Origin of the sequence: Humidesulfovibrio sp., from assembly GCF_030689645.1 — a bacterium.
Taxonomy (GTDB): domain Bacteria; phylum Desulfobacterota; class Desulfovibrionia; order Desulfovibrionales; family Desulfovibrionaceae; genus Humidesulfovibrio.
Genome location: NZ_JAUYFU010000065.1, coordinates 21,586 through 34,067 on the forward strand (window position 1 = coordinate 21,586; position 12,482 = coordinate 34,067).

A 12,482-nucleotide genomic window follows, 5' to 3' on the forward strand; every position below is an offset into this window, starting at 1 on the left:
CGGCGGGCCTTATCGCATGACTTGTGGAACGCTGAAAGCCTATGCCTCCACCCGGCGCACGGTGACGTAGTTCTCCTGCATGGCCACAGCGCCGCCGGCCTTGTCCCAGCGGTCAAGCCCGCCGGGCATAAGCTCGTTGTCCGAAACGCCCCGGCCCTTGGCCCGGCTTTCCACAGGCAGGGTGTGCCCGAAGCCGTGGATGGTGAACACGCATTCGGGGTGGATGAACTCTGTGACGTAGGCGCGCAACTGGCCGCTGGTGCCGCCCTTGGCCGCAGGGGCTATCTCCACCATGTCCATGTGCTGGATGCCCAGAGCCTTGGCGCGGGTCTTGTTGATCCACAACACGTTCTCCGGCATAAGCTCGAAGAGCAGCGGATTGTTCACGGTGTGCCCCTGGGTGTGCAGTCCGCAGCGGCCAAAGGTGATGCGGAAGGCGTCCTTGGGGGGCTTGGCCGGGGAGACATACGGCGGCAGAGACTCCAGCCCGTCCTTGGCCAGCTTGGCCGAGAGCACCTCAACCTTGCCGGACGGGGTTTTGAAGGTCACGGGTTTGTAGGTGGGCTTGTCCGCAAGCTCCACAAAGCCCTTGGCGTCAAAGTCGGCAACGCTCACGCCCGTGCCTTCCAACTGGCGCTCCCAAAGCTCCTCGGGCCGGGTGACGGCCAGGGGCTCGATGCCAAGGCGCTTGGACAGCCCGGCGTAAATCTCCCAGTCGGCGCGGGTGTCGAAGCGCGGAGCAATGGCGCGGCGGCGCAGGAAAAACTGGGGTTTGAGTCCGCCCTTGCTGGCGATGATGCTCTCGCGCTCCAGATACGTGCTCATGGGCAGCACCACGTCTGCGTTCCAGGCCGTGTCGGACCAGGTGAAGGTGACGGCCACCAGCAGCTCCAGCTTCTCCCACAGCTTCTTCACGGCCTCCTGGTCGGGGAAGGCCATCAGCGGATCGTGCCTGTGGGCGATGTACGCCCGGATGGGATAGGGCTTGCCGGTCTCAATGGCCTCAAAGGCCAGATTTACGAGGCCCGGGCCGCCGTCGAAATGGGTGCGGCCCTCGGCCCAGCCTGCGCCGTCGGCGCGGGGCTTCTCAGGTTTGGAAAAAAGCTCCTGAAGCTGCTTCAGGCCTTTACGGCCCACATCGCTGGCCTTGCAGCCGATGGGCAGACCGCCCTTGGCGCCGATGGCCCCCATGAGGGCGTTGATGAGGTAGGCCGTGCGGCTCACATAGAACGAATCCCCATAGCGCGCGGTCATCCAGCCGGGATGCCAGATGACGTGCGGGGCGGCCTTAGCGAAGGCGTGCACGAAATTCCGCAGGGCCTGGGCGCTGGCCCCGGTCTCCCGCTCCACGAATTCCGGCGTGTAGGGCTGGACGAACTCCTTGAGGGTCTCGAAGTCCTCCACAAATTCCTTTACAAATTTCCTGTCATACAGCTTTTCGGTGATGATGACGTTCAAAACTCCCAGATTGAAGGCGTAGTCCGTGCCGGGTCGGATGAGAAAGAAATGGTCGGCCTTGGCAGCCGGCACGTTGGCGCGGATGTCGATGACCGTGAGCTTGCAGCCTGCGTCGCGCGCGTCCAGAAGGTCGTTGACCTCCTTCACGTTGATGGCCTCCAGCAGGTTGCGGCTTTGCAGCACCACATGGCGGGCGTTCTTCAGGTCGTAGACCAGATCCTTGCGGCCGAAGCCGAACACGGAAAGGGCCGCGTGCTGCACGTTGCGCGCGCAGGCTGTGTCGTGGTTGCAATAGTTCGGCGAGCCGAAGCCGCGCACAAAGGCCCGGCTGAGGTCCATGTACGGCCCGCCACGGTCGGAGAACAGCAGCGATTCCGGGCCGTATTTCAAACGTATGTCGCCCAGCTTTTCCGCCACGTAGTCAAGGGCCTCGTCCCAGGAAACAGCGCGCCACTTGCCCTCGCCGCGCGCACCGGCGCGAATCATCGGCCCCTGGGGGCGCTCGTCGTCGTACAAGAGCGCTGGCCCAGCGGCTCCGCGAGCGCACAGGGAACCCTTGAGGCCCGCAGCGTGAGGGTTGCCGAACACAGAGACGACCTTGCCGTCCTCAACGTCCACCGCTGCAGGACAGCGGACGCTGCACATTCCACAAACGCTATATACGACTTTCCGGTCCATGGACGCCTCCTGGTGAAACTCGAAATTCAGTACATACCCCCATACCCCAAAGCGTAATCTCTGGCTAGTGGGAGGCAACTGTTATTCGAACGCCAGAGCGAGTTCTCAGCCAACGCGATTCATGGGCGACACCGGGACATTCCCCCAGGGTATGGGAAAAAAAGAACGCGAGCCCTTCCCTTGACAAAATTACCAACGCTATGGTTATCAATGATGAGGTGGACATACCTCACCGGGGTGTCCGCAAGAGAACGACGCGGATCACAGCACGTAGAAACACAGAAAGCCGTTGTCAACACAAGCAAAAAGGCAGAACAACCATGAGCCTGTACAGAATCGCGCTGAACCCGAACCGCTGCATCGGCTGCAAGTCCTGCCTTGTGCACTGCAACGTCAAAAACAAGCTCCCTCCCGGCATCTCCCTCAACCGCATCCGCGCCCTCGGCCCCTTCACCGGCCCGGACGGCCGCCCGCGCATGGAGTTCGTTTACCAGAACTGCATGCAGTGCGACGACCCTTTCTGCGTCAAGGTCTGCCCTTCCGGCGCGCTGACCAAACGTCCCGAGGACGGCCTGGTCTGGCTCGACATGGACACCTGCATAGGCTGCAACCGCTGCACCGAGGCCTGCCCCTGGGACGTGCCTGTGGCCATTGAAGCCTGGGGCAAGACCAAGAAATGCGACTATTGCAAAGACCGCGTGGATCGCGGGCTGGACCCGGCCTGCGTCACCGGCTGCACCGCAAAGGCGTTGACCTTCGTACGCCCGGCGACATAAGGGGTCTTCCGCCTTGCGCGTGCGGCGCAAGGCACATGATACACGGACACATCACCCAAACAGGAGCAAGGTTCCATGAAGAAGCACAAACTCGTCGCCCTCACTCTCGCCACACTGGCCCTTAGCCTGTGGCTGGGAGTGGCCATGGCCCAGCAGGCGGCCCCATCGCCCGCCGCCCCCGTCGCCGAAGCTGGCAAGGCGGCCGACGCCGTCAAACCCGACAACGCCACCAAGCCCGCAGAAGGCGACGCCAAGAAGAGCAAGCTGGCCGCGGCCATTGAGAAGGCTCCGCGGGGCACAGAGCCGGGCATGATTGACGAGACCAAGCCCACGGGCTTCCTGGGCATCCCTGGCGCGCCCAACGTCAACCCCATCCTGGCCTTCTGCTGGGCCGTGTGGGTAGGCTGGATCTTCTCCACCGTGGGCGCCTTCGGCGGCGTCATGGCTGGCGTGGGCCACATGAGCGTCTTCGGCTTCGGCGCGTATGCCGGCGCCTTCAAGAAGACCGCGCCGGATCTTGGCAAGGTCATCACCGACTCCATCAAGGCCTCGAACCAGTTCCTGGTGGGCACCTCCGCCGCCATCAGCTCCTTCAACTATCTCAAGATGAAGCGTCTGGTGCTGCCGCTGGCCATAAGCCTGGGCCTCGGCTCGCTTATCGGCGCCTGGGCCGCCCAGGAGCTCTCCGCCGGCAAGCTCGACTTCAAGTCCTACCAGGGATACTTCGGCCTCTTCGTCCTGGTGCTTGGCTGCTGGCTCTTCTACGAAACCACCCCGGCTGGCCAGGCCAAGAAAAAGACCGCCAAGGAGGCCGCCAAGGCCTTTGAGGACTCCGTCAAAAAGCAGAAGTGCGGCGACAGCATGGAAGGCTGCGACATCGGCCTGAAGATCCAGAAGTTCAACTTCTCCACCTGCGCCTTCACCTTCTATGGCGTGCCCTTCAAGTTCAACCCGCTGCTGCCCTTCCTGGGCGGCGTGGTGATTTCCGCTGCGGCGGCCTTCCTGGGCGTTGGCGGCGGCTTCCTGCTGGTGCCCTTCCTGACCAGCGTGACCCAGCTTCCCATGTACTTGGCCGCTGGCACCAGCGCCCTGGCCGTGCTTGTGGGCATGGTCACCAGCATCATCACCCTCATGAGCAAGGGCACCCCCATCGAGTGGAGCCTCATCGGCCTTGAGCTGGTGGGCATCACCCTCGGCTCCATCGTGGGCCCCATGACCTCCAAGTACCTGTCCGACTCGCTCATGAAGCGCATCTTCATCGTGCTCTCGCTGTACATCGGCACCGGCTACCTGCTGGCCGGCTTCTTCGGCATCAAGATTCCCGGCGTCTAAACGCCCCTTCCGCATCCAATGAGGCCCCTCCCCCTTGCGGGGGAGGGGCCTTTGCGGCACTCTGAGCCCATGACGCCATTCCAAATCCTCGACGCCCTGCTCATCACCCCTTTCCGTCTACTGCCCAACCCCGAGGCGGCCTTCCTTTTCGGCATAATCGTCCTGGCCTTGGGCAGCGCCGCCATCGGCAAAGCCGGCGCAGCACTGGTTTCCCGCGCACAGCGCACCCGCTGGAACACCGAGAGCGCGGAATCAACGAAGCGCCAGGATCTTTCCGTTCAGGCCCTGCGCCAGGGCGACAAGAAAGCCTACCAGGCCCAGAACATGCTGGCTCAGGAGGCATACACCAACACCCTGGCCCTCTCCGCCGGGCGCGCCGCCGCCCTGATCTGGCCCGCATGCGCCGTGCTGACTTGGCTTTACTGGCGTTTCGACGGGGTGCCCATGCCCTTTCTCTGGTCCGATGCAGGGCCAGCCACGTATTTCCTGCCCGCCTTCATCGCCGCCCTTTGGGGATCCTCGCGCCTCATGGGCGCAAAAAAGGCCGCGCCCCCCGCAGATGCAGGAAGCGCGACCAAAAACAGTCCATCCTAGGGACTACAGCCCCAGAGGCTCCCGGCAAGGCTCCACCAGGCGGGAAATGCCCACCATCTCGAACACCTTGCGGAAGTTGTCCGACAAGCCCTGGATGCACACGCGCTCGCCGCGCTCCCGCGAATCCATGAGAAGCCGCGTCAAAAGCGACAACCCAGCCCCGTTGGTGGAGGCGTTGTCGGCGAAGTGCAGCACGATGAGCGGCTTGCCGCACTCGCGGGCACGGGCCATGGCCCGGTCCAGAAAGGGCTCGGAGCGGGCGGTGACGCTGCCCTGGATGCGCAGGATCGCCGCCTCGTCCGTCTCCTCCACCACAAGTTCCTCGGCCTGACTCTTGGCGATGGCGATGCGCTCCTCGGCGCGGGACAAGGCCTCGCTCAAGGCTTGGCGTTGCACGGGCTTGTTGATGAAGTCCGTCGCGTCCAGGTTCAGCGCGCGAATGGCCAGATCCATGTCCCCGTGGCCGGTGATGACAATGACCTCCGCGTGGGGGTCGATGTCCTTGATTCGCCTGAGCACCTCGATGCCGTCCATGACGGGCATCTTGATGTCGGTGAGCACGATGCCAGGCCGTTCGCGCTCGAATGCCTCAACCCCCTCGGCCCCGTTGGCCGCGGTCAGGGTCTCGTACCCGTAGGCCGCCAGCAGCAGGCGAAACATGTTCAGGGTGGGCTGCTCGTCGTCGATGACCAGGATTTTCTTTTCCATGAGTTCTCCCATGCCTTAGACCGCCTGCGGAAAGTGCAGGCTTATGGTGGCGCCCTGTCCGGGCGCGCTGTCGATGCGGATATGCCCGCCATAGTCGCGCACGATGCCGTAGGTGATGGCCAGGCCCAGGCCCATGCCTTGGCCCGTCTCCTTGGTGGTGAAGAAGGGCTCAAAAATTTTGTCGCGAACCTCAGCCGACATGCCGATGCCCGTGTCTCGCACCTCGGCCACGACTCCCCCGGCCTCTGCGCGGGTGGTTATGCGGATGCTGCGTCTGGCGCCCATGTCCGAGGGCTGGCTGGCCTCGTTAATGGCGTCGCGGGCGTTGGTGAAGAGGTTAAAGAAGACCTGCTGCAGGCGATTGTCGTGCGCCAGCACGGGCGGCAAGCCTTCGCCCAGCTCAAGGTTGAAGCGAATGTTGTCCAGCTCAAACTGGCGGCGAACGATGGTCAGCACGCTTTTGATGGGCTTGTTCACATCCACGGGCTCCTTCAGCATCTCGGCCTTGCGGCCAAAGGCCCGCAGGGTGTTGATGATCTCAGCCGCGCGGTCCACCTGGCCGCTTATCTCGCGCACCACTTGGCGGAAGGCCTCGGGCGGGGCTGTCTGGCCCTTTTCGTCCAGAATTGCCAGGAACTCGCTGCCCATCTTGATGGCGTTGAGCGGCTGATTCAGCTCATGGGCTATGCCCGCGCTCATCTCGCCCAGGGACTTCATCTTGCCCGCCTGGATGAGTTGGGCGTCCTTCTCGATCATCTCGGTGATGTCCGTGACGGCAGTGATGATGGCGTGGCGGCCCCGATAGGAGATGGGGCAGGCGTGCACATTGACGTAGAAGGGCCGCATGCCTTTTTTATAGTGCAGCACCTTAGGATGATACAGACAGCCGGTGCCGCCCGCAGACCCCTCGAACTCTATGCCCTCGGAGGAAATGAGGCAGTCCTTGCGGTTCTCTGGGCCAAGGGCCAGGTAGCTCATGCCGATGAGCTCGTCTTTTTCGTAACCATAAAGCTCAAGAGCCCGCGGGTTCACGTCGACGATGCGGAAGTCCTCGCAATCCACCACGAACACCGGGTCCGGGCCGGAGTCGAAAAGCGAGCGGTACTTCTCCTCGCTCTCGCGCAGGCGGCGGCGGTACAGCTTGATGCTCCACACCATGTTGCGGAAGCTGTCGCCCATCTGCGCCACCTCGTCGCCCCCGCGCTTGCGGTAGAACACGCAGTTGCCGCAGGTGCGGTGGGCCGCAGCCAGCCTGGCGGACTGGTCGAAGTGCCAGCAGGGCATCTCCGTGTTCTCATAGGCCGGGCAGTCCATGGGCTTCCACTGCTCGTCCTCTTCCTGGAGGTCCATGGTGATGTCGAAGTTGCCGCGCGAAAGTTCGTCGGAAATGCGTGTGAGCTTGGACAGGGGCCGGGTGATATACTTGGTGATGCGGTTTGAAATGAAGAAGATGATCAGAATGATGGCCGAGATGAAGCCCAGGAAGGTCAGCCGCAGGGTGGCGATGAGGCTGTCGATATGGCTTTTTGACAGGCCCACGTGCACGGTGCCGATGCGGTACAGACCCTCCTTGATGGGCACGGCGATATCATGAATGGACTCCTGATCCACCGTGACGAGGCGCAGGCTGCGGGTCTGGCCCGGAGGCAAGGCGTTGGCCTGGCGCAATTCCGCCGGAAAGGCGCGGGTCATGGTGTGGGCCAGCACCTCCTCGCTCTGGTCGGTGACGAAGATGTAGGAGATGAGGTGCTTGCGTTCGTGCAGCCGGGCCTCGTCAAAGATCAGGGACAAAAGCAGCGGCGAATTCTTGTCCAGCACCAGGCCGCTGCCGCGCTCGGCTATGGAGTGGGCGATGGCGCTTCCGCGCATCTCAAGCTCAGCGGTGAGCGAGGACACCAGGATGTAGCGCGCCAGAAAGGCGATGGCCACGCTGATGAGCAACACCACGCCCAGAATGGACACGAAGATCTTGTTCTTCAGGCTCAGCCGTCCATACCGTCCCAGCGCCTTGTGCCAGAGCCTCATGGCGCGCCTCCCGCCCTGACGCGCATGAAGTCGGACTGCACCTCGGGCCACGACTCCACCAGGGTGAAGCGCCCGCCCTTCAGCCGAGTGAAGTACACCCGCTCCATTCCCTGATGGTTCTCCGGACCGAAGTTCACGGTCTGCCCTGGCCCCAGTTCGTAGTCGCGAACGGACTCTATGGCGGTGATGAAGCCTTCCCGGGTGAGGTTGCGCCCGGCGCGCCGGAGCCCCTCCACCAGAATACGGGCGTTGTAGTAGCCTTCCAGGCCCACGGAGTTGGGCTTCTCGTCCGGAAAGTACTTGGCCAAAAGCTCCACGTATTCCTGGGCTCCGCCGGAGAATTTTCGTGCGTCCGCGCCCTCGGTGGGGGGCACAACCTGGGACATGACCACCACCGGGCCTGACTCAGGCCCCAGCCTGCGGGCCAGCTCCTCCGCGCCCACGAAGGACACCGTGTAAAAAATGGGCGAAAAGCCGTTGTTCTGAGCCAATTGGATGAAGCGGGCGCAGGGGTCGTAGGTGCCGATCATGACCACGGCCTCAGCGCGGGAGTCCTCAATCTTGGTCAGCCCCTCCTCCACGTCCAGGGTGCCGCGCACATACGAGCCGCGCGCCACGGGGGCGAGGTTGAACTCCTTCAGGGCCAGCTCGGTGCCGGTGAGTCCGTCGAATCCATAGGCGTCGTACTGGTAGAACACGGCGATGCGCTTGAGGCCCAGATCGTTCACAAGGTGGCGCACCGCAGCGGCGGTCTCCTGGTAGTACGAGGCGCGGATGTTGATGATGTAGCGGCTGAAAGGCTCGCGCAGGGCGTTGGCCCCGGTGAACATGCCCAGAAGCGGGATGCGCGCGTCCTCCAGCAGGGGCAGTATCTTCACGGTGGTGGGCGTGCCCACATAGCAGAACAGGGCGAACACCTGGTCCTCGATGATCAGGCGCTGAGTGTTCGCCAGGCAACGGGGCGGATCGTAGGAGTCGTCATAGGACACCAGCTTGAGCTTGCGGCCATGCACCCCGCCCTGGTCATTGACGTGGTTCAGGTAGCACAAGGCCCCGCGCAGGGTTTGAGTGCCCAGGTAGCTGGCGTGGCCGGAAAGGGCCAAGGACGACCCAAGGGTGATGAGGTCGTCGGTGACGCCGAAGGAGCCCTGCTCCACAGCGGTCTCCAGCCCCTGGCGGCTGCAGCCAGGAGATGTCGAAAAAAAGAGAAGGGCGATGCCCAAAAAGGCTGAAACCACAGCCAACGCGAGCCAGGTCCGTGTTCGCGAAAGCCAGATGCAGCCCATATATACTCCCTCCCAGGCAGTCAGTGCGGCCCAAAGAAGCCACAGAAAATCTTCAGCACCCTACGACAGTTGAGGTGCTGCTTCAATAGCAAATGCGAGTAACCGCCCCCTGACCGCCTGAGCTGTCGATGGCCTGCTACCCATGTGCTGGAACAACAAATTATCCGGCCCAAGCCTTGGCACCGGCACTCGGACATGCTATAGGGCTTGGGAGAGGAATCACGCCGACATGCTGTATGAAGATCCCCCCATCGCGCCGCAGGCCGGTTCGGCTTCACAAAACGAGGAAGACGCCCGCAAGGAACTGCTTTCCCGGTGCTGGCCCGATGGCCGCAAATTCTGCCCGCGCTGCCGCTCCCAGGCCCCCTACCAATTGGCTGGCGGGCGGCTGCGCTGCGGAGGTTGCCGCTACACCTTTCACGACTTCACCGGGCGCTGGCTGAACGAAACCGGACTTTCGGCCCTCAAGTGGACCGCTCTGGCCCAGGCCTTCGCGGCAGAGCAAAGCACGCGCGAGGCTGCCGCCAGCGTCGGCATCTCCTACAACACGGCCTTCAAGGCCTTCACTGTGCTGCGCCTGGCCTTATTGGCCCTAGGGGCAGACGCCTCACAGCTTCTGGCCCCGGGTGCGCCGCTCCACCCTCTTCTCGACGCCAGCCACACCGAGGAACGGGACCACTTTCCCGGCACCGGGCTGCCGGTATATGGCCTGCTCAGCCGCAGCCAGCATATCTTCGTGGACCTTCTGCCAGAGCTTACGGCAGAGAGCGTCCTGCACTTCAACCATAACTTCCACCTGCGCGTCATCCGCCACGGCAGCATTCTCATCACCGACCGCTACAAGACCTACGACGCCCTCATCCTCTGCGGCGACGAGAACCTGCCCTACCACTACCTGCTGCGCCATCCGGGCCAGATCTTCGCCGAAAGCGGCGGCTGCCCCTTCTGGGACTTCTCGCGCCCGCGGCTGCGGCAGTTCAAGGGGCTCTCGTGGCGTCGCTTCCCCCTCTACCTCAAGGAACTGGCCCTGCGCTTCAACCTGCGCGACCAGGACCTCACGCCCACGCTCCTGGCAGCCCTCTGCGCCCCTGTGCCAAAGTTTGCGTAATCCCCCCTCACTTTGACTCCTACTCGTTTTTTGCGAATACCGTAGTCCTCATACTGTGGAGGTTTACATGGTTTCGCATCCTCCCAAACACGACAGCAGTCCGGACCTGACGCAGCTCCCCTTCGGGGGCCTAGGCCTGGACCTGGCAGAGGTCCGGCGCAAAGTCTCCGGTCTAGTGCTCGCGCCCTTCCCCACACAGGAAGCGCCCGAGCAGGAGCCGCACTTTGACGCGCCCACCGCACTTTCCGGCTACAGCCTGCTTGTGAGGCTTTGCCGCGAAACGCTCGGCAGCTGAAGCTAACACCCTAACCCAGGAGGCACCATGTCGCTTACACGCAGAGGGTTTCTGAAACTCTCCGCCGCGGCCGCCCTCACCAGCGCCTTTGGAGGCATAGGCCTTGCGGCCAAGCCCCAGGCGGCCAAGGTCGCAGTCGACCGCATAGCCCAACTCAAGCCTGAATGGAGCAAGCAGACCACTACCGTGTGCTGCTACTGCGCAGTGGGCTGCGGACTCATCGTCAACACCGCGCTTTCTGGCACCAAACGCGCCATCAACATCGAAGGCGACCCAGATCATCCGATCAATGAAGGCGCCCTGTGCGCCAAGGGCGCGGCCATCTTCCAGCTCACCGAGGGCAACCCCGGCGAAAAGAACCCCCGCCTCACCAAGGTCATGTACCGCAAGCCCTACGGCACCAAGTGGGAAGAGAAGCCTTGGGACTGGGCTCTTGAGCGCATCGCCAAGAACATCAAGAAAGACCGCGACGCCAGCTTCGTCGAGAAGAACGCCAAGGGGCAGATGGTCAACCGCTGCGAGAACATCGCCTCGGTCGGCTCCGCCGCCATGGATAACGAAGAGTGCTGGGCCTACCAGGCCTTCCTGCGCTCCCTGGGACTTACATACATAGAACATCAGGCCCGTATCTGACACAGCGCAACAGTAGCGGCTCTGGCAGAGTCGTTCGGACGCGGCGCGATGACCAATCACTGGATCGACCTCAAGAACAGTGATTGCATTCTTATCATGGGCAGCAACGCTGCCGAAAACCATCCCATCTCCTTCAAGTGGGTCACCCGCGCGCAGGAAAAGGGCGCCACGCTCATTCACGTGGACCCGCGCTTCACGCGCACCAGCGCCAAATCCGACATCTACGCGCCCCTGCGCTCCGGATCGGACCTGGCGTTCCTGGGCGGCCTGGTTAATTACATCCTTGAAAACAACCTGATGTTCAAGGAGTACGTTCTCAACTACACCAACGCCTCCTTCCTGGTGGGCAAAGACTACGACTTCAACGACGGCATGTTCAGCGGCTTCAACGCCGAGACCCGCAAGTACGACAAGACCAAGTGGGCCTTTGACAAGGACGCCGACGGCAACATCAAGCGCGACACCACCCTCGCCAACCCGCGCTGCGTGTACCAGCTCATGAAGAAGCACTACAGCCGCTATACGCTGGACCGTATCGTGGAGATGTGCGGCACGCCGAAAGAGAAGGTGCTTGAGGTCTTCAAAGCCTACACGGCCACCGGCAAGCCGGACAAGTCCGGCACGGTCATGTACGCCATGGGCTGGACCCAGCACACGGTAGGCGTGCAGAACATCCGCTGCATGAGCTTGGTGCAGATGCTGCTGGGCAACATGGGCGTGGCAGGCGGCGGCGTGAATGCGCTGCGCGGCGAATCCAACGTCCAGGGCTCCACCGACCAGGCCCTGCTCTTCCACATCATCCCCGGCTATCTGCCCACGCCCAACGCAGCGGACAAGACCCTGGCCGACTACCTGAAGAAGATCACGCCGGTGACCAAAGATCCCAAGAGCATGAACTGGAAGAAGAACCAGCCCAAGTACGCTGTCAGCCTGTTCAAGAGCTTCTACAAGAACGCCGAGCCGGCCCAGGGCTACGACTGGCTGCCCAAGCTCGACGTGGGCCAGGACTACTCGTGGCTGACCCTGTTCGACCAGATGTCCAAGGGCGCCTTCAAGGGCTTCTTCGCCTGGGGCATGAACCCTGCGGTGTCCGGGGCGAACTCCAACAAGACCCGCGAGGCCCTGACCAAGCTGGACTGGATGGTCAACGTCAACATCTACGACAACGAGACCGGAAGCTTCTGGCAGGGTCCGGGCATGGATCCCAAGAAGATCAAGACCGAGTGCTTCATGCTGCCCTGCGCAGTCTCCGTTGAGAAAGAAGGCTCCATCTCCAACTCCGGCCGCTGGATGCAGTGGCGCCAAGTGGGCCCCAAGCCCCTGGGCGAATCCAAGCCCGACGGCGACATCATCTACGACCTGGCCAAGAAGATCCGGGAACTCTACAAGAAGGACGGCGGCGTCCTGCCCGGACCCGTGCTCGGCCTGAACCTGGAGGACATGGGCGCCGGCCACTTCGACCCGCACAAGACCGCCCGGCTGATCAACGGCTACTACCTGAAGGACGTCATCGAGAAGAAGGAAGTCACCGAGAAGAAGGACAACAAGGACGTGGTCGTGGTGAAGGACGTGGTCGTGGGCAAGGCCGG

10 protein-coding genes are annotated in these 12,482 nt (G+C 62.8%); 6 read left to right on the forward strand and 4 right to left on the reverse strand.

From position 1 onward, the window contains the following. Positions 1-39: 39 nt before the first annotated feature. Positions 40-2,136, reverse strand: a complete 2,097-nt coding sequence (locus Q8O35_RS09745) for a molybdopterin-dependent oxidoreductase (RefSeq protein WP_305572712.1) — start codon at positions 2,134-2,136, stop codon at positions 40-42. A 320-nt stretch (positions 2,137-2,456) separates the two neighbouring features. Here Q8O35_RS09745 and Q8O35_RS09750 point away from each other — a divergent pair, with 320 nt between their 5' ends. The 3 genes from Q8O35_RS09750 (at position 2,457) to Q8O35_RS09760 (ending at position 4,838) form a co-directional block, all read left to right on the forward strand. Then, positions 2,457-2,912: a 4Fe-4S dicluster domain-containing protein gene (locus Q8O35_RS09750; RefSeq protein ID WP_305572714.1), complete on the forward strand. Its 456-nt coding sequence runs from the start codon at positions 2,457-2,459 to the stop codon at positions 2,910-2,912. A 75-nt stretch (positions 2,913-2,987) separates the two neighbouring features. After that, the gene (locus Q8O35_RS09755; RefSeq protein ID WP_305572716.1) at positions 2,988-4,244 is read left to right on the forward strand and encodes a sulfite exporter TauE/SafE family protein; all 1,257 of its coding nucleotides are present in this window, start codon (positions 2,988-2,990) and stop codon (positions 4,242-4,244) included. 69 nt (positions 4,245-4,313) lie between these two features. Then, positions 4,314-4,838: a hypothetical protein gene (locus tag Q8O35_RS09760; protein WP_305572718.1), complete on the forward strand. Its 525-nt coding sequence runs from the start codon at positions 4,314-4,316 to the stop codon at positions 4,836-4,838. 3 nt (positions 4,839-4,841) lie between these two features. On the opposite strand, the gene Q8O35_RS09765 is transcribed toward Q8O35_RS09760, so the two are convergent. From Q8O35_RS09765 to Q8O35_RS09775, 3 genes are read right to left on the reverse strand one after another with little or no spacing between them, the layout of a single operon-like run. Continuing rightward, positions 4,842-5,546 (reverse strand): response regulator, encoded by a 705-nt coding sequence (locus Q8O35_RS09765; protein ID WP_305572720.1) that lies wholly within the window; start codon positions 5,544-5,546, stop codon positions 4,842-4,844. Between the two features lie 15 nt (positions 5,547-5,561). Next, positions 5,562-7,571: an ATP-binding protein gene (locus Q8O35_RS09770; protein WP_305572722.1), complete on the reverse strand. Its 2,010-nt coding sequence runs from the start codon at positions 7,569-7,571 to the stop codon at positions 5,562-5,564. After that, positions 7,568-8,857, reverse strand: coding sequence for an ABC transporter substrate-binding protein (locus tag Q8O35_RS09775; protein ID WP_305572724.1), 1,290 nt, complete (start codon positions 8,855-8,857; stop codon positions 7,568-7,570). The genes Q8O35_RS09770 and Q8O35_RS09775 overlap by 4 nt, the downstream gene beginning before the upstream one ends. A gap of 229 nt (positions 8,858-9,086) precedes the next feature. Here Q8O35_RS09775 and Q8O35_RS09780 point away from each other — a divergent pair, with 229 nt between their 5' ends. From Q8O35_RS09780 to fdnG, 3 genes are all read left to right on the forward strand, one after another. Then, complete coding sequence (locus tag Q8O35_RS09780; protein ID WP_305572726.1) at positions 9,087-9,965, forward strand: IS1595 family transposase; 879 nt, start codon at positions 9,087-9,089, stop codon at positions 9,963-9,965. A 67-nt stretch (positions 9,966-10,032) separates the two neighbouring features. Further along, the gene (locus Q8O35_RS09785; RefSeq protein ID WP_305572728.1) at positions 10,033-10,260 is read left to right on the forward strand and encodes a hypothetical protein; all 228 of its coding nucleotides are present in this window, start codon (positions 10,033-10,035) and stop codon (positions 10,258-10,260) included. Between the two features lie 27 nt (positions 10,261-10,287). Further along, positions 10,288-12,482 (forward strand): formate dehydrogenase-N subunit alpha (gene fdnG, locus Q8O35_RS09790; RefSeq protein WP_305572730.1); only part of this gene is annotated, 2,195 nt, incomplete at its 3' end.

Coding starts and splice junctions, on each gene's coding strand:
- Q8O35_RS09775 (WP_305572724.1), bottom strand. CDS start 8,857: ATGGGCTGCATCTGGCTTTCGCGAACACGGACCTGGCTCGCGTTGGCT.
- Q8O35_RS09770 (WP_305572722.1), bottom strand. CDS start 7,571: ATGAGGCTCTGGCACAAGGCGCTGGGACGGTATGGACGGCTGAGCCTG.
- Q8O35_RS09750 (WP_305572714.1), top strand. CDS start 2,457: ATGAGCCTGTACAGAATCGCGCTGAACCCGAACCGCTGCATCGGCTGC.
- Q8O35_RS09785 (WP_305572728.1), top strand. CDS start 10,033: ATGGTTTCGCATCCTCCCAAACACGACAGCAGTCCGGACCTGACGCAG.
- Q8O35_RS09755 (WP_305572716.1), top strand. CDS start 2,988: ATGAAGAAGCACAAACTCGTCGCCCTCACTCTCGCCACACTGGCCCTT.
- Q8O35_RS09745 (WP_305572712.1), bottom strand. CDS start 2,136: ATGGACCGGAAAGTCGTATATAGCGTTTGTGGAATGTGCAGCGTCCGC.
- Q8O35_RS09780 (WP_305572726.1), top strand. CDS start 9,087: ATGCTGTATGAAGATCCCCCCATCGCGCCGCAGGCCGGTTCGGCTTCA.
- Q8O35_RS09760 (WP_305572718.1), top strand. CDS start 4,314: ATGACGCCATTCCAAATCCTCGACGCCCTGCTCATCACCCCTTTCCGT.
- Q8O35_RS09765 (WP_305572720.1), bottom strand. CDS start 5,546: ATGGAAAAGAAAATCCTGGTCATCGACGACGAGCAGCCCACCCTGAAC.